This is a genomic window from Streptomyces oryzae, from assembly GCF_017676365.1.
Classification (GTDB): Bacteria; Actinomycetota; Actinomycetes; order Streptomycetales; family Streptomycetaceae; genus Streptomyces; species Streptomyces oryzae.
In genome coordinates, this window is record NZ_JADKMA010000017.1 from 1 (window position 1) to 15,282 (window position 15,282).

General features: G+C 68.8%; 17 protein-coding genes and 1 pseudogene. 8 read left to right on the plus strand and 10 right to left on the minus strand.

What is annotated here, in order from left to right:
• Nucleotides 1–291, minus strand: a pseudogene (locus ITI46_RS05480) (hypothetical protein); the annotation flags it as partial.
• A gap of 314 nt (nucleotides 292–605) precedes the next feature.
• On the opposite strand from ITI46_RS05480, the gene ITI46_RS05485 reads away from it, so the two are divergent.
• The gene (locus tag ITI46_RS05485) at nucleotides 606–905 is read left to right on the plus strand and encodes a YiaA/YiaB family inner membrane protein (protein WP_209238240.1); all 300 of its coding nucleotides are present in this window, start codon (nucleotides 606–608) and stop codon (nucleotides 903–905) included.
• 28 nt (nucleotides 906–933) lie between these two features.
• Here the strand turns inward: ITI46_RS05485 and ITI46_RS05490 are convergent, their stop codons facing one another.
• From ITI46_RS05490 to ITI46_RS05500, 3 genes are all read right to left on the minus strand, one after another.
• Nucleotides 934–1,551: a DUF4865 family protein gene (locus ITI46_RS05490; RefSeq protein WP_209238241.1), complete on the minus strand. Its 618-nt coding sequence runs from the start codon at nucleotides 1,549–1,551 to the stop codon at nucleotides 934–936.
• Nucleotides 1,552–1,660: 109 nt separating this feature from the next.
• Nucleotides 1,661–2,311, minus strand: a complete 651-nt coding sequence (locus ITI46_RS05495; protein ID WP_209238242.1) for an O-methyltransferase — start codon at nucleotides 2,309–2,311, stop codon at nucleotides 1,661–1,663.
• Nucleotides 2,312–2,413: 102 nt separating this feature from the next.
• Nucleotides 2,414–2,722 (minus strand): DUF8827 family protein, encoded by a 309-nt coding sequence (locus ITI46_RS05500; RefSeq protein ID WP_016472248.1) that lies wholly within the window; start codon nucleotides 2,720–2,722, stop codon nucleotides 2,414–2,416.
• Nucleotides 2,723–3,108: 386 nt separating this feature from the next.
• Here ITI46_RS05500 and ITI46_RS05505 point away from each other — a divergent pair, with 386 nt between their 5' ends.
• Both ITI46_RS05505 and ITI46_RS05510 read left to right on the plus strand, forming a co-directional pair.
• The gene (locus tag ITI46_RS05505; protein ID WP_307808068.1) at nucleotides 3,109–4,089 is read left to right on the plus strand and encodes a C40 family peptidase; all 981 of its coding nucleotides are present in this window, start codon (nucleotides 3,109–3,111) and stop codon (nucleotides 4,087–4,089) included.
• Between the two features lie 280 nt (nucleotides 4,090–4,369).
• The gene (locus tag ITI46_RS05510; RefSeq protein ID WP_209238244.1) at nucleotides 4,370–5,089 is read left to right on the plus strand and encodes a phosphatase PAP2 family protein; all 720 of its coding nucleotides are present in this window, start codon (nucleotides 4,370–4,372) and stop codon (nucleotides 5,087–5,089) included.
• Between the two features lie 63 nt (nucleotides 5,090–5,152).
• Here ITI46_RS05510 and ITI46_RS05515 read toward each other — a convergent pair whose 3' ends face one another.
• A complete protein-coding gene (locus tag ITI46_RS05515; RefSeq protein WP_209238301.1) occupies nucleotides 5,153–5,410 on the minus strand; it encodes a hypothetical protein in 258 nt (85 codons plus the stop codon).
• Nucleotides 5,411–5,548: 138 nt separating this feature from the next.
• On the opposite strand from ITI46_RS05515, the gene ITI46_RS05520 reads away from it, so the two are divergent.
• Together ITI46_RS05520 and ITI46_RS05525 are read left to right on the plus strand one after the other, a co-directional pair.
• Entirely contained in the window at nucleotides 5,549–6,457 is a 909-nt protein-coding gene (locus tag ITI46_RS05520) for an SCO4651 family lipoprotein (protein ID WP_209238245.1), read from the plus strand.
• Nucleotides 6,458–6,611: 154 nt separating this feature from the next.
• Nucleotides 6,612–6,836 carry a hypothetical protein gene (locus tag ITI46_RS05525; RefSeq protein WP_209238302.1) on the plus strand — a complete coding sequence of 75 codons (225 nt, stop codon included), beginning with the start codon at nucleotides 6,612–6,614 and terminating at the stop codon, nucleotides 6,834–6,836.
• A gap of 148 nt (nucleotides 6,837–6,984) precedes the next feature.
• Here ITI46_RS05525 and ITI46_RS05530 read toward each other — a convergent pair whose 3' ends face one another.
• Nucleotides 6,985–7,353, minus strand: coding sequence for a metal-sensitive transcriptional regulator (locus ITI46_RS05530; RefSeq protein ID WP_209238246.1), 369 nt, complete (start codon nucleotides 7,351–7,353; stop codon nucleotides 6,985–6,987).
• 207 nt (nucleotides 7,354–7,560) lie between these two features.
• On the opposite strand from ITI46_RS05530, the gene ITI46_RS05535 reads away from it, so the two are divergent.
• Together ITI46_RS05535 and ITI46_RS05540 are read left to right on the plus strand one after the other, a co-directional pair.
• Nucleotides 7,561–8,181 carry a DUF47 domain-containing protein gene (locus ITI46_RS05535; RefSeq protein WP_209238247.1) on the plus strand — a complete coding sequence of 207 codons (621 nt, stop codon included), beginning with the start codon at nucleotides 7,561–7,563 and terminating at the stop codon, nucleotides 8,179–8,181.
• Nucleotides 8,182–8,187: 6 nt separating this feature from the next.
• Nucleotides 8,188–9,183, plus strand: a complete 996-nt coding sequence (locus tag ITI46_RS05540) for an inorganic phosphate transporter (RefSeq protein ID WP_209238248.1) — start codon at nucleotides 8,188–8,190, stop codon at nucleotides 9,181–9,183.
• Between the two features lie 195 nt (nucleotides 9,184–9,378).
• Here the strand turns inward: ITI46_RS05540 and pstB are convergent, their stop codons facing one another.
• The 4 genes from pstB to pstS all read right to left on the minus strand — a co-directional run bounded on the left by pstB (nucleotide 9,379) and on the right by pstS (nucleotide 13,570).
• Nucleotides 9,379–10,155 carry a phosphate ABC transporter ATP-binding protein PstB gene (gene pstB / locus ITI46_RS05545; RefSeq protein WP_209238249.1) on the minus strand — a complete coding sequence of 259 codons (777 nt, stop codon included), beginning with the start codon at nucleotides 10,153–10,155 and terminating at the stop codon, nucleotides 9,379–9,381.
• A gap of 13 nt (nucleotides 10,156–10,168) precedes the next feature.
• Nucleotides 10,169–11,242: a phosphate ABC transporter permease PstA gene (pstA, locus tag ITI46_RS05550; RefSeq protein WP_209238250.1), complete on the minus strand. Its 1,074-nt coding sequence runs from the start codon at nucleotides 11,240–11,242 to the stop codon at nucleotides 10,169–10,171.
• Nucleotides 11,239–12,240, minus strand: coding sequence for a phosphate ABC transporter permease subunit PstC (pstC, locus tag ITI46_RS05555; protein ID WP_209238251.1), 1,002 nt, complete (start codon nucleotides 12,238–12,240; stop codon nucleotides 11,239–11,241). Before pstC ends, pstA begins: the two co-directional genes overlap by 4 nt.
• A 208-nt stretch (nucleotides 12,241–12,448) precedes the next feature.
• Nucleotides 12,449–13,570, minus strand: coding sequence for a phosphate ABC transporter substrate-binding protein PstS (pstS, locus tag ITI46_RS05560; RefSeq protein ID WP_209238252.1), 1,122 nt, complete (start codon nucleotides 13,568–13,570; stop codon nucleotides 12,449–12,451).
• 316 nt (nucleotides 13,571–13,886) lie between these two features.
• Here pstS and ITI46_RS05565 point away from each other — a divergent pair, with 316 nt between their 5' ends.
• On the plus strand, nucleotides 13,887–14,942 hold the full coding sequence (locus ITI46_RS05565; RefSeq protein WP_307808070.1) for an NlpC/P60 family protein: 1,056 nt from the start codon (nucleotides 13,887–13,889) through the stop codon (nucleotides 14,940–14,942).
• Nucleotides 14,943–15,282: the final 340 nt, after the last annotated feature.

A 15,282-nucleotide genomic window follows, 5' to 3' on the forward strand; every position in this document is an offset into this window, starting at 1 on the left:
GCCCTGGGACTGGGGGGCGTTGTTGCCCTTGCCATCGGAGGAGGCGTTGTCGCCGTCGCCGCTGCCCTCGCCGCCGCCGCGGTTGGCGAAGGCGATGGCGGCGATGAGGAGGACGACCACGGCGACGACCGTCACCAGGCTCCGCCCGGGGCGGCTGGGCGGCCGGTTGCCGCCGCCCTCACTTCCGGGCAGGCGTGTTCGAGTCGTTGTCCGTGCGCCGTCCCGGGCGCCGGGCACGCCTTCGCTGGTGCGAGTACGCGCCTCGTACTCGTCGCCGTCGCCGATGATCATGCCGGCCTGGCCCCCTCGACCTCTGTCGCTCAACTGCCGTCACTGCATTGTCTCCTCAGATGACGGTAGCGGTGTCACACCGCGCATGTGCCGTGTGCAAGACAGGTGAACGGCAGCATTTCGAACACCGCGACGGTGCGCCGTCTGTGTTCTTGCCGCTCAGGGGGCGATTACGCGCACGGTACGGGGGCGGGCGGTGCACCGGTGCGCCCCCGGTGCTCGGCGGGGCCCAGGGCGGCAGCTGAGCGGCTGCAGGGCGGGTTTGAGTATCCGTACCCATGTGCGGGGCGCCGGGGTGGTCCAGGCTGCCGGGTATGACTGATGTGACTCCTTCCGTGCAGAGACCCACCACCGCGGCGTTCTTCGTGCAGTCGGCGATTGCCTTCGGGGTCTCGCTGCTCGCGCTGCTCGTGGGGATCGTGCGGCTGCCGGTCGGCCCGTGGGAGCGCGGGTATCTGGGCCTCGGGCTGGTCTTCGTGGTGTCCTCCGCGTTCACGCTGGCCAAGTGCGTACGGGACAGGCAGGAGGTCTCGGAGGTGACGAACCGCGTGGACAAGGCGCGGATCGACAAGCTGCTGACCGAGGTCGATCCGTTCGGTCAGGGCAAGGTGTGAGGTTCGGCGGCAGCCTGCTGTTCGTACGTCACCACTGGCGGCCCGCGGGGAGTTCGGTGAGGCCGGGGGACGAGAGGTGCAGCACTTCGTAGCGTTCGGTCGCCGGTTCGGCCTCGTCCACGGTCTCGCGCCACAGGACGAAGCGCAGCAGCTGCCAGTGGTGGGGATCGAGGGCCAGCGCCGCGGTGTGGACGTCACCGTTCGCCGCCAGTGCCTGCAGCTCCTCGACCTCGCGTTCGACGAGAGCGGCCAGCCCGAGACCCGTACCGCCCTCCGCGTCGGGGTGCGGCGGGAGCGGCGTCAGGCGGCGGGAGGCGGCCTTGGGGGGTGTGGGGCGGGCTCCTCCGGGCACGCACGCCACTCCGGTCCAGTGCCGGACGGCGGGGCGGCCGAAGTCGCGGACGATGTTGTGGAATCCGCCGTCGCCGAAGAGGAAGTGGCCCATCGCGGCCGTGTCGTGCCACAGGTAGAAGGGCGCGTACTGGTTGACGGGAGAGCCGTGCACCCCGCGTTCCCGGATGAGATATGCCTTCAGGCCCAGGCCGGCCCGCTGATCGAGGGCGTGGCCGCCGCGGGCGACGCGGTGGCGGATGATCCCCATGTCGTAGTCGGCGGGGAGGGTGATCTCGTACTGGTTCGCGTACACGGGCTGCTCCGGGCTCGGCGGGCACGGTCCCGTGCATGGTAAGACCCGTACATACTAGTAGGTACAGTCGGGGTGCTCGGCCCCCTTGCCGGCGGCCTAAGGCCTCCGCCTACGCGCGTTTGCGGGCCAGTGTGACGCCGTCCCTCAGGGGCAGCATCACGGACTCCATACGTTCGTCCGCGGTGATGGTGTCGTTGATCCGGCGGATGGCGACGTCCGCCTCGTCCTGTGCTGCCGGGTCCACGACACGGCCCGAGCGCAGCACGTTGTCCAGCACGATCAGTCCACCGGGACGCAGCCGCGGCACCAGTGCCTCGTAGTACGCCGGGTAGCCGGTCTTGTCCGCGTCGATGAACGCGAAGTCGACGAACTCCTCCTGCGGCAGTGCGTGCAGCGTCTCGACAGCGGGGGCGAGGTGCAGGTCGACGCGGTCGGTGAGGCCGGCGCGTTCCCAGTAGCGGCGGGCGATGGACGTCCACTCCTCCGAGACGTCGCAGGCGATCAGCCGGCCGTCCGCGGGCAGCCCGCGGGCGATGCAGATGGAGGAGTAGCCGGTGAACACGCCGACCTCGACGGCGGTCCTGGCACCCGTCAGCCGCACCAGCATCGTGAGGAACTCGCCCTCGTCGTGGGTGATCTGCATGGTCGGGAGGTCCGGCACGCGCTCGTGGGTCTCCTCGACCAGATCGCGGAGGACTTCGTCAGCCGGCGTGCAGTGGGCCAGCAGATAGTCGTGGAGGGCGGGGTTCACGATGTCCATGGAGCTCCTTGTGAGCGGGCGCGGGCCGGCGCCGGGCGCGCCGCTGTGTCGTCTGTGGCCTCGCGGCTGAGCGGTCCTCGGAGCGCCGTGCCGCGGCGGGGGCTAGACCGCCATGCCGTAGACGATGGTGAACAGGGTGCCGAGGGAACCGATGATGAACACGCCGGTCAGCCCGGCGACGATCAGACCTTTCCCCTGTTCGGCGCTGAAGGTGTCGCGGAGCGCCGTGGCGCCGATCCGCTGCTTGGCAGCGCCCCAGATGGCGATGCCGAGGCAGAGCAGGATGGCCACGGCCATGATGACCTCGATCATTACCCGGGCCTCGTGCCCGAGGGAGCCGAACGGGCCCCAGTCCGGCGCGATCCCGCCGATGATGGTGGTGATATCGCCTTTGTCAGCCGCCAGGAACATGGTGAACTCACCGCCTAGTTTCAAGGTTTGTCTCTGACGGATTGTGCCACGGACCGGTGACATGAGGGCCGTCGAGCTTGCCCGAAGTGGCCCCGATTCGTGGCCGCTTCGGGAACCGTGGCGGGGAATCGACGGTCCTGGGCAGAAGAGGGGCAGAGAGAGGGGCAGAGAGAGGGGCAGAGAGGGACAGGAGACGGGTAAGAGGGGGGCACGGTCGCTCGGTCGTACATCCGTGCGCCCCTGGTGGGTCAAGTGCGGGGCGGGGCAGGTGATCTCGTTCACCTTCGCGCCCGTCGTCCGCCGTTCCGCTCGGAGGGCCGGCCTGGAATGATGTACGGGCGTGGTCGGCGTTACCGAACTGGGTTCCTGTGGGGGAGGGTTGGGCAGTGCGCCGTAGAAGAGCGTGGCTGCTGGCGATCGGTGGCGGAGTGGGGTCGCTGTCTCTGTTCGTCACGCTGCTCGTGGTGGGCACCTATGTGGCCTCCGCCGGCCTGCCGGGGGCGGTGGGCGGCGCCGTGGGGCTCGCCAAGGGCTCCGTGCCGGCTGCCTACGCGGGGCTCGTCCAGAAGTGGGGCAACCTGTGCAAGGCCCTCAACCCCGCGCTGCTCGCCGCGCAGCTCAACCAGGAGAGCGGCTTCAACCCCAAGGCGCAGAGCCCCGCAAAGGCGCAGGGCATAGCGCAGTTCATCCCGGCCACCTGGGCCACACACGGCATGGACGCCAACGGCGACGGCAAGAAGAACGTGCACGACCCCGAGGACGCCATTCCCTCCGCCGCGAGCTACGACTGCAAGCTGGCCGCCAACGTCAAGAGCGTGCCCGGCGACGCCTCGGACAACATGCTCGCCGCGTACAACGCGGGTCCGTACGCCGTCCTCAAGTACCGCGGCGTGCCGCCCTACAGCGAGACCAAGAACTACGTCTCCACCATCCGCAAGATGGAGCAGAGCTTCGCCGCGCCCACCGGCCGGCTCAGCCCCACCAAGCAGGGCGCGGGCGCCATCGCCTTCGCGCAGAGCAAGCTGGGCACCCCGTATCTGTGGGGCGGCAACGGCACGGCGGAGCAGGGCGGCCGGTTCGACTGTTCGGGGCTGACGAAGGCGGCGTACGCGAAGGTCGGCGTCAAGCTGCCCCGGGTGGCCAACGACCAGTACAACACCGGGCCGCATCCCAAGCGGAGCGAACTGCTCCCGGGGGACCTGGTCTTCTTCGCCAACGACCTGACCAGCTCCCGGTCCATCCACCATGTGGGCATCTACGTCGGTGGTGGCAAAATGATCAACGCTCCCTATACCGGAGCGAAGATCCGCTACGACCCGATCGACAGCCCGGACTACTTCGGGGCGACCCGGCCGAGCGCCAAGTGACCTGAAGGCCACGGCGTGGAGTACGCCAGGTTGCGCAGCTCAGGGGCAAGCTTGTGCGCACAGCGCAGGGATTGCGTCAACAATGCGTGAGGCATGGGCCCTGAGCTGCGCCGATGGGTCACCCTTGGGTAACGTCATGGTGATCGTTCGGTAAGAACGGAACGCTCCGCCTGCCGCAGCGCGTTTTCTCCACGGAACGGGACTTCCGCACCGCGACCACGGGGGGTCGTCAGCGTGATCCAGTGATGAGCACACAGCCGAAGTGAGGGGCCGCACCGCGATGGCACTCTGGGACAACCCTGATGTCGAACTGCTCTACGAGATCAACGGGCTGGCCAAGGACGCACCTACCTGGGCCGACCGCGTCATGGAGTACATCGGGGAGTACGGCATCGCCGTGGGGCTCGTCGTACTGACGCTGTGGGCCTGGTGGGGCGTGACCCGCAGACGCGAGAGCCGGGACGAGGCGCTGAGCGGATTCGCCGGGCTGCTCTGGGCTCCGCTGGCGGCACTGATCGCGCTCGCCGTGAACATCCCCATCCGCGGCTTCGTCGAGCGGCCGCGGCCCTTCCTGGAACACAAGGCCGTGGAGCCCCTCATTCAGGGCAAGACGGACTTCTCCTTCGTCAGTGACCACGCCACGCTCACCATGGCCATCGCCGTCGGCATCTTCATGGTCCAGCGCAAGCCCGGGCTCTTCGCCATCGCCCTGGCTCTCCTGGAGGCCTTCTGCCGCGTCTACATGGGGGTGCACTACCCCACCGACGTCATCGGCGGACTCGCGCTGGGCACCGCTGTCGCGCTGCTGCTGGCCCCCGTCGCCATGTGGGCGCTGACGCCGCTGGTGCGGGCCGTGGCCGGGAACGCCCGGCTGGAGACGCTGCTGTGGGCAGGTGCGGCTGCCGCGGCCGTAGGCGCTGCCGCGGCGGGCCGCCGGGCTGCGGGCCGGTCCGGCGAGGGCGAGCGGCGCCGCGCGGGGGACCGCGACCTGGCGGCTTGAGGGCTTGGCAGCCTGACGGGCCGAGGGCCTGAGGGCTGAACGGCACTACGGCTACAACTGCAACTACAGCGCCCCTGCCGCACTGTCCGGCGGGGACGCTGTCGTGCTGTTGCCGTGCTGCTGCAGGTGCGCCCGGCCGTCCTCGCGGGCGCGGTCGCGGGCTCGGCGGGCGGGGCCGCGCCAGCCGCAGCTGCACGACGCGGCGCAGAAGGAGCCCCGTTCGCTCAACGACGTCCCGTGCGGGGCCGCCTGGCCCGCCTGGGCCGTCGAGTGGGCCGGATTCGCCGGGTCCGGCTGGTGTTCGGGAGCTAGCTCTCGCACGTGACCACCGTACTCGGGCCGTGACGGCGTTCCCAGGGGCCTCGTTGAACCGTCGGATCCGGACCGGCCCTCGCCCCTGAGGGCACCTCCCGGCCGAAGGCTGGGCGGCGGCGACCGGGAGCGAGAGGTCGGCAGGACATGGCGGCGCGGCGGCAGTACCGAGGCGGCACGGTGCCCCTCCCGCTCGTGGCGGTGGCGCTCGGCGCGGTGCTGCTGTCGGTGGCCGGCTGCTCCGGGAAGGGTGCCGTGGCGACCGCCGGGCCTCCCACCGCCGCCGGGCCCCCTGCCGCCGGGCCGCAGGAGGGTGACGAGCCCTCCCGTCCCGGTCCGGCTGCCGTGCGGGCGGCGGCCGACCGGCTGGTACGGGCCGGGACGGCGCGGGTGCGTACGACCATGGAGATGGTCAGCGGCCACACCCGGGTCACCATCGAGGGCCGCGGCGCGTTCGACCTGGCGAGGCGTACCGGCCAACTGCGGGTCGCGCTGCCGCCCGGCGCCGACGGGGTAGCGCCGGGGGAGCGCAGGCTGGTGCGCGAACTGGTCACTCCTGGCGCCCTGTACATGCGGCACCGCGCGGGCGTGCCGGACGACAAGTGGGTGCGGGTGGACACCACCAGGCTGCCGGACGGGAACCTGGTCACCGGCGGGGCCACCGATCCGGTCACCGCCGCTCAACTGCTGTGCGGAGCACGCCGGGTGGCGTACGAGGGCCGCACCGAGCTGGACGGCGTCCGGGTGTGGCACTACAGCGGTGTGGTCGACATCGAGCGCGCGGCCGCGGGGGCGCCGCCACTGGCACGGCGTCAGCTCAAGGCGGCGGAGAAAGGGTTCTCCGGGCGTACGGTGCCGTTCGACGCCTACCTCGACGCACAGGGCCGGCTGCGGAAGGTCCAGCACCGCTTCACCTTCGCCGCGGACCCGGACAGCCCGCCCGACGCGGACTACGCGGTCTCTTCGACGACGGTGCTGCACGGCTTCGGTACCCGGGTGCGGATCGCGATGCCGGGGCGGGGCGACATCTGGACGGGGAAGATCGCGGCACCGTAGCCCCGCGCCATGGTGGCGTCCGTGGTTCCGGGCCGGTAAATGATTCGGAAGTGCCATGCGCCCGGGCGGCGGCCTCCCTAGGCTGGGAGGCTGGGCCCCGGCTCGGCCGCGGTGCTCCGCCCGGTGGATCCGTGCAGCACGGGAGGTGATACGTGTGCCCGTACCGAAGCGTGACGACAGGGGCGACGGCCGTGGGGGCCGCTGCCGACGGCGTTCGCTGATGCAGGACCACGTCGCTCTCGCAGAGATCGAGCTGTGCGGCGAGTTGATGATCGCTGCGTCCGCAGCCGAGGGGCCGCTGAGTGTGGCCCGTATCGACGAGGTGCTGCGGCGCGCGGCGGACGAACTGGACGACCTTCCGCGGTCGTCGGCCTGCTGAGACCGTCTCCGGGCCGGGCGGGGGTCCGGGCGAGGCGCGGGTCGTGCACAGCAGTCGCGAACGAGTGCGCAGCAGATGAAGATCAGGTGCGCAGCAGACGCGAATCAGCTGTGCGGCAGTCGCGGACCCGGTGCGCAGCAGTCGCCGATCAGGTGCGCAGCAGGCGGGCGATGGCGGCGGTGGCTTCCTCGACCTTGGCGTCCATCTCGGCGCCGCCGTCCAGCGCGGCGTGTGCCACGCAGTGCCGCAGATGCTCCTCCAGGAGCTGAAGCGCGAAGGACTGGAGGGCCTTGGTGGAGGCGGAGACCTGGGTCAGTATGTCGATGCAGTAGACGTCCTCGTCCACCATGCGCTGGAGCCCGCGGATCTGGCCCTCGATCCGGCGCAGTCGCTTGACGTGAGCTTCCTTGTTCTTGGTGTAACCGTGCTCGCCGGTGGCCGCGTGTGCCGAGCAGGATTCCGACGTGGCTTCGGCCACGGTCTGCGGCGTGTCCGGTGTGGTCTGCGGCGACGTCATGCGGTCCTCCCGGGTGGTGGTGAGGGGCTGCCGGAGCCGTGATATCGGGCTCGTCATACCCCTCCTGGGTATATGATACCGGACTTCTCGGAGCCCGCTTCAGAAGGCGAGTCTCCATGGGTGACACTGGGGGACGCCGGTTCGCTGTGGCCGGATGATGCGCCTAGCATCAACGAGACCGTCGCCGATGCACCCCGAGGACCCCCAGTGCGCTTTCGTCTGACCCCCAGGGAGACGAGCTTCTACGACATGTTCGCGGCCTCCGCGGACAACATCGTGACCGGCTCCAAGCTCCTCATGGAACTGCTCGGGGCTGAGTCCTCCGCGCGGACCGAGATCTCCGAACGGATGCGCGCGGCGGAGCACGCGGGAGACGACGCGACGCACGCGATCTTCCACCAGCTCAACTCCTCGTTCATCACGCCGTTCGACCGCGAGGACATCTACAACCTCGCGTCCTCCCTCGACGACATCATGGACTTCATGGAGGAGGCCGTCGACCTCGTCGTCCTCTACCAGATCGAGGAGCTCCCCAAGGGAGTCGAGCAGCAGATCGAGGTGCTGTCGCGGGCGGCCGAGCTGACCGCCGAGGCCATGCCGAACCTGCGGACCATGGACAACCTCACCGAGTACTGGATCGAGGTCAACCGGCTGGAGAACCAGGCCGACCAGATCCACCGCAAGCTGCTGGCCCATCTGTTCAACGGCAAGTACGACGCCATCGAGGTCATGAAGCTCAAGCAGGTCGTGGACGTGCTGGAGGAGGCCGCCGACGCTTTCGAGCACGTGGCCAACACCGTCGAGACCATCACGGTCAAGGAGTCCTGACGCTCCGTGGACACCTTCGCGCTGATCGTGACCGTCGGTGTCGCGCTCTTCTTCACGTATACGAACGGCTTCCACGACTCCGCGAACGCCATCGCGACGTCGGTCTCCACCCGGGCGCTCACCCCGCGTGCGGCGCTGGCGATGGCCGCGGTGATGAACCTGGCGGGTGCCTTCCTCGGCAGCGGCGTCGCCAAGACCGTGAGCAAGGGGCTGATCGAGACCCCACACGGCGACAGTGGCATGGCCATTCTGTTCGCCGCGCTGGTCGGAGCCATCGTCTGGAACCTCATCACCTGGTACTACGGACTGCCCTCGTCCTCCAGCCACGCCCTGTTCGGCGGCCTGGTGGGCGCGGCGCTGGCCGGCAGCATCGCCGTCCACTGGTGGGGAGTGCTCGAGAAGATCGTCATCCCGATGGTTCTCTCGCCGCTGGTCGGGCTGCTGTTCGGCTATCTGGTGATGTGCGCCATCATGTGGGTCTTCCGCAAGGCGAACCCGCACCGTGCGAAGCGGGGCTTCCGGATAGCGCAGACCGTCTCGGCGGCCGGTATGGCGCTCGGCCACGGTCTCCAGGACGCGCAGAAGACCATGGGTGTCGTCGTCATGGCGCTGACCATCGCCGATGTGCAGCAGCACAACGAGATTCCCATCTGGGTCAAGATCGCCAGCGCGGGCATGCTGTCCCTCGGTACGTACGCGGGCGGCTGGCGCATCATGCGCACGCTGGGGCGGCGCATCATCGAGCTGGATCCGCCGCAGGGCTTCGCCGCCGAGACGACTGCGGCTTCGGTGATGTACTCCGCGTCCTTCATGTTCCACGCGCCCATCTCCACAACCCATGTGATCACGTCCGCGATCATGGGCGTCGGGGCGACCAAGCGGGTCAGCGCGGTGCGGTGGGGCGTGGCGAAGAACATCATTCTGGGCTGGTTCATCACCATGCCGGCCGCGGCGATTGTCGCTGCGCTCATCTATGGAGCCATCAAGCTGGTCTTCGGCTGACCCGGCGCCCCGTCAGGGGCGCGGGGAACGGCGCGAGCAACCACAAACGCACCCGCACCCCGCAACCAACAGCAAGAGGCACCCCCTCCCCGGAAGAAACAGGGAGGGGGCGACAGGGATGCCCGCGGTGGCACCGCCATGCAGCACCGCGGGCGGTCAATGGGTGGCCGGTCAAGGCCGGCCAGGGCCGAGGGCTTAGCCGAAGCGGCCGGAGATGTAGTCCTCGGTGGCCTGGACCGACGGGTTGGAGAAGATCCGCTCCGTGTCATCGATCTCGATGAGCTTGCCCGGAGCACCGACCTCGGCGAGGTTGAAGAAGGCGGTGCGGTCGGAAACCCGCGCCGCCTGCTGCATGTTGTGCGTCACGATCACGATGGTGAAGCGCGACTTCAGCTCGCCGATCAGGTCCTCGATCGCCAGGGTGGAGATCGGGTCGAGCGCCGAGCAGGGCTCGTCCATCAGCAGCACCTGCGGCTCGACGGCGATGGCCCGGGCGATGCACAGCCGCTGCTGCTGACCGCCGGAGAGGCCGGATCCTGGCCTGTTCAGCCGGTCCTTGACCTCGTTCCACAGGTTGGCGCCCTTGAGGGAGCGCTCGACGATCTCGTCGAGGTCCTTCTTCTTGGCGTCGCCGTTCAGCCGCAGCCCCGCCGCGACGTTGTCGTAGATCGACATGGTCGGGAAGGGGTTGGGCCGCTGGAAGACCATGCCGATGGTGCGCCGTACGGAGACGGGGTCGACGCCGGGTCCGTACAGGTCCTCGTCGTCCAGCATCACCTTGCCCTCGACGCGTCCGCCGGTGGTGACCTCGTGCATCCGGTTGAGGGTGCGCAGGAAGGTGGACTTGCCGCAGCCGGAGGGGCCGATGAAGGCGGTCACGGAGCGGGGCTCGACGGTCATGGATATGTCGTCGATGGCGCGGAAGTTGCCGTAGTAGGCGGAGAGGCCGCTGACGTCGATCCGCTTGGCCATGGGAATCACTCCCTTAGTGCTTGGGGGCCTTCCAGCGGGCGATGCCGCGGGCGACCAGATTGAGGATCATGACGAAGGCGATCAGCACGAGGGCGGCTGCCCAGGCGCGGTCGTAGGACGGCTCGTTGCCGAGGGCCCACTGCTCGTAGATGTAGTACGGGAGCGAGGACTGCGCGCCTTCGAAGGGGTTGTTGTTGATCTCCGCGGAGCCGAAGACCAGCAGCAGGATCGGGGCCGACTCACCGGCGATGCGCGCGACGGCGAGCATGATGCCGGTGGTGATACCGCCGACCGCGGTCGGCAGCACGACCTTGAGGATCGTCTTCCACTTCGGTACGCCCAGCGCCAGCGACGCCTCGCGCAGCTCGTTGGGTACGAGCTTGAGCATCTCCTCCGTCGAGCGGACGACGATCGGCATCATCAGGATCGCCAGCGCCAGCGCGCCCGCGAACCCGGAGTAGCCGAAGCCGAGAATGATGATCCAGAACGAGAGGATGAACAGACCGGCGACGATCGAGGGGATGCCGGTCATGACGTCCACGAAGAAGGTGATGGCCTTGGCCAGCCGGCCGGTGCCGTACTCGACCAGGTAGATCGCCGTCAGCAGCCCGATGGGCGCCGCGATCAGCGTGGCCAGGCCGACCTGCTCCATGGTGCCGATCAGCGCGTGGTAGATACCGCCGCCCGGCTCCATGGTGATCACGCCGCTCATGGAGTGGGTCAGGAAGTAGCCGTCCAGCACCTTCACCCCGCGCGCGGCGGTCTCCCACAGCAGGGAGGCCAGCGGGACGACGGCCAGCAGGAAGCAGACCCAGATCACGCTGGTCGCCAGCCGGTCCTTGGCCTGCCGGACGCCCTCGACGGCGCCGGCGATGCCCGCGGTCAGTACGACATAGAGCGCGGCGGCGATCAGACCCCACTGGATACGGCTGTCCAGCCCGGCCACCAGGCCGATACCGATGCCGAGCGCGGCTGCGAGGGCGGCCAGGCCTGCCGGGGCCCAGCGCGGCAGCCGCGGCTGGCGCAGCCTGGGCAGCGGCGGCGCCGCGCCGTCCACGGGGGCGTCGGCCACAGCTGTCTGGCTCATGCGTTCGCTCCCGAGTACTCCTTGCGGCGCGCGATGATCAGTCGGGCGGCGCCGTTGACCAGCAGGGTGATGACGAAGAGGACCAGGCCGGAGGCGATCAGCGCGTCGCGGCCCATGGACCCGGCCTCCTTGAAGCCCGCGGCGATGTTCTGCGCGAACGTGCCGCCGCCCGGCTCCAGCAGGCTGGCCTTGATCAGGAAGCTGGGGGAGAGCACCGTGGCGACGGCCATCGTCTCGCCCAGCGCGCGGCCCAGGCCCAGCATGGAGGCGCTGATGACGCCGGAGCGGCCGAAGGGCAGCACCGACATGCGGATGACCTCCCACCGGGTCGCGCCCAGTGCGAGGGCCGCCTCCTCCTGCATCTTCGGCGACTGCCGGAAGACCTCGCGGGAGACGTTGGTGACGATCGGCAGAATCATGATCGCGAGCAGGATGCCGACCGTGAACAGGGAGCGGGCAGCGCCGCCCTCGTACGTGAAAAGCCCCGTCCAGCCGAGGTACTGATCCAGCCACTCGTAGAGGCCGGTCAGATGCGGGACGAGGAAGAGCGCGCCCCACAGGCCGTAGACGATCGAGGGGACGGCTGCCAGCAGGTCGATGACGTAGCCGAGCGGGGTCGCCAGCTTGCGCGGTGCGTAGTGCGAGATGAACAGCGCGATGCCGACGGCGATCGGCACGGCGAGCACCATCGCGATGATCGAGCTGACGACGGTGCCGAAGGCGAGGACCGCGATGCCGAAGCGGGGCGGGGTCGCGTTGGCGTCCCACTCGAAGCTGGTGAGGAAGCTGGCCTCGTCGGCGTTGATGGCGAGGGCCGCGCGCCAGGTGAGGAAGACGGCGATCGCCGCCATGATCACCAGAAGGGTGATCCCCGAGCCCCGGGAGAGCCCGAGAAATATTCGGTCACCCTTGCGCGTCGCACCCTTCGCGCCGTTCGCGCCCTTCACGGGCTGCGGCGCCGTGGGGCCCGCTGTCGCGGGAGGGGTTTCGGTAGCCATGGTTTCTCCGGTCTGACGGTGCGGGGCGCTTCGCGCTGCGCGTTCCGCTTTGCGGAGTCGCCCCTTTGGCGGTGCACCGGAACTTTCTGTGGCCCCGCATTTGCCGCGTGAGCGGACAATTGGGGTGCCGTTTGCATGCGGAGGGTGGGCGGCGGTGCGCTGGGCACCGCCGGTCCACCTCCGGGAGTGCCGCCTTCGCGGCCTCGGGTCAGCTCAGGCCGTCGATCGTGGTACGGACCTTGGAGTTGATCTCCGCGGGGATCGGGGCGTAGCCCTTCTCCTTGAGGGCCTTCTGGCCGTCCTCGCTCGCGGTGTACTTCAGGAAGGACTTCGTCGCGTCCAGCGACTCCTTCTTGTTGCCCTTGTCGCAGGCGATCTCGTACGTCACCAGGGTGATCGGGTACGCGCCCTCGGCCTTGGTCTTGTAGTTCAGCTCCAGGGCGAGGTCCTTGCCCTGGCCGACGACCTTGGCGTCCGCGATCGCCTTGGAGGCGTTGTCCGTGGTGGCCTCGACGGGCTTCTTGGCGCCGGTGTCCAGGTTGACCGTGTTGAGGTCGTTGCCGGTGGCGTAGGAGAGCTCGACGTAGCCGATGGAGCCGTCGTTCTGCTTGACGTTCGTGGCGATGCCGGACGAACCGTCGGCGCCCTGGCCGCCCTTGCCGGCCCACGCCTTCTCGGGCTCGTGCTTCCACGAGGAGGGGGCGGCGGAGTTGAGGTACTTGGTGAAGTTGTCCGTGGTGCCCGACTCGTCGGAGCGGTGGAACGTCTGGATCTTCTTGCTCGGAAGCTTCGCGTCCGGGTTGAGCTTCTTGATCGCGGGGTCGTTCCACTTGGTGATCTTCGAGTCGAAGATCTTGGCCAGCGTGTCGGCGTCCAGCACCAGGTCGTCGACGCCGCCGAGGCTGTAGGTGACCGCGATCGGGCCGCCGACCATCGGCAGGTTGATGCCCTGGCCGCCCTTGCAGACCTTCTTGGACTGGGCGACCTCTTCCGGCTTGAGGGCCGAGTCGGAGCCCGCGAAGGCCGTCTTGCCCTGGAGGAACTCCTGGATGCCCGCGCCCGAGCCGGTGGGCTTGTAGTTGATCTGGGTGCTGCTGCAGGCCGACTGGTAGGTCTGCGTCCAGATGTCCATCGCGTTCTTCTGCGCGCTGGACCCGGAGGCCAGGAGCTTGCCCTCGCCGTCACACTTGATCTTGCTGGCGGCCTTGGTGGTGTCACTGCCGGAACCGCCGGAGTTGTCGTCCGAGCCGCAGGCGCTCAGGGCCAGGGCGCCACAGACCGTGAGAGCGCCGACAGCTGCAGGGAGCCGGAGCGTGCGCTGAAGCTTCACTTTCGTTCAGTTCCTTCCTGGGCCCGGGAGCGACGACCGGCCGGCCGTCGGATTCTCTGGCTATGGGGCGCAGTCCCTGTCTCTGGGATGCCGCGCTCGTCGTAAGGCTGAAATTAGCCAGATCAGGTGAAGCGGCCGACGGAGCTGAGTGAACGCCGAGTGAACCTCGGCGGACAGCCCGGTGCCACCGTGCGGCGTGGGCGCAGAGGGGGAGCGCCGTCCATACTCGTCAGTACTTTTCTCTGTCGTCTTCGGGCCGGCCATGGCACCATCCGCTGCGTTGGCCAAAGTTGACCATATCCAGGGGGTGGCCCGGGTGACACGGCCGCAGACCAACTCGACCCTCCCGTCCGGCCGGTACGGCACGCTGGTGCTGGCCTGCACCATGGCGCTGCTCGCGGGGCCTGCGGTGGGTACCGCGTACGCGGAGCCGGACAAGCCGGGCCTGGAGGAGATCCGCAAGCGGATCGAGCGGCTGCACGACAAGGCCGGGTCGGCGACGGACGCGTACAACGCTGCCGAGGACGCGGTCAAAAAGCAGCAGAAGCACATCGTCAAGCTCGCCAAACGCATCGAGACGACCCAGGGAAAACTGGACGAACTCAACAGAACGGCGGGCGCCATGGCCCGCGCGCAGTACCGGGGCGGCGGAATGCCGGACGAGGCCAAGCTGATGCTCGGCGGCGATCCGGAGAAGTTCCTGCACAACGTCTCCCTCGCCCGCAAGGGCCAGCACGCGACCCGGGGATTCATCGGCACCCTCACCAAGACCCGCGGCAGGCTTCAGGGGTACGCCAAGGACGCCACGGACGAGTGGAAGAAGCTGGAGAAGACCCGCAAGAAGAAGGCCGCTGCCAAGAAGAAGATCACCGCGCAGCTGAAGCAGGCCAAGAAGATCGAATCCGGCCTGAAGAAGGACGAACTGGAGCGGCTGCGCCGGCTGGAGGACGAGGCGGCGAAAGCACGTCAGGCGAAGTGGCTGAAATCCGGCGTGCTCAAGAATCTCAAGGGCAAGGCGTCCCCGGCGGGCCGACGGGCCATCGAATGGGCCACCAAGCAGCTCGGCAAGGACTATGTCTGGGGCGCCGAGGGCCCCGACACCTTCGACTGCTCGGGCCTGACAATGCGTGCCTGGGAGGCGGCGGGCGTGCGGATCCCGCGTACTTCGCAGGAGCAGTGGAAGCAGTTGCCGCATGTGCCGATCGGCAAAATGCGCCCGGGCGACCTGATCATTTACAAAAAGGACGCCAGTCACGTGGGGATCTACATCGGTGACGGAGCGCTGTTGCACGCGCCGCGCACCGGTCGGCAGATCACCGTCGAGGGCGCCGGAACCATGCCGATACTCGGCGTGGTGCGCCCGGACAAATAAGGCATTCGTTCCGCAGCGGCAGGGTCGGCCAGGGAATTCCGGGCGGATTTCTTCCCGGGTGTGTGCTTTACGGTTTTCGATGCGTGAGCTTGGTCATGCGAGGGCCGGCGAAAACGGCTGTATCTGGGCGTGAACTCCCGGTCTGGGATGGGCATATGACAGTGGCGGATTATTGTCAGCCATTCCGTCCCTCTGTACGAGGGCGCTATGGTCCTGTCCGATAGCCCGGGATGACGAGCGCCCGACCACCGCGAGCCGTTCCGGGCTCAGCCATGGTGGCCGCCGCTCGGCGCGCGCACCACGCCCTCGGGGGAGGGAGAGGTTTTCAGCATGCCCGTAA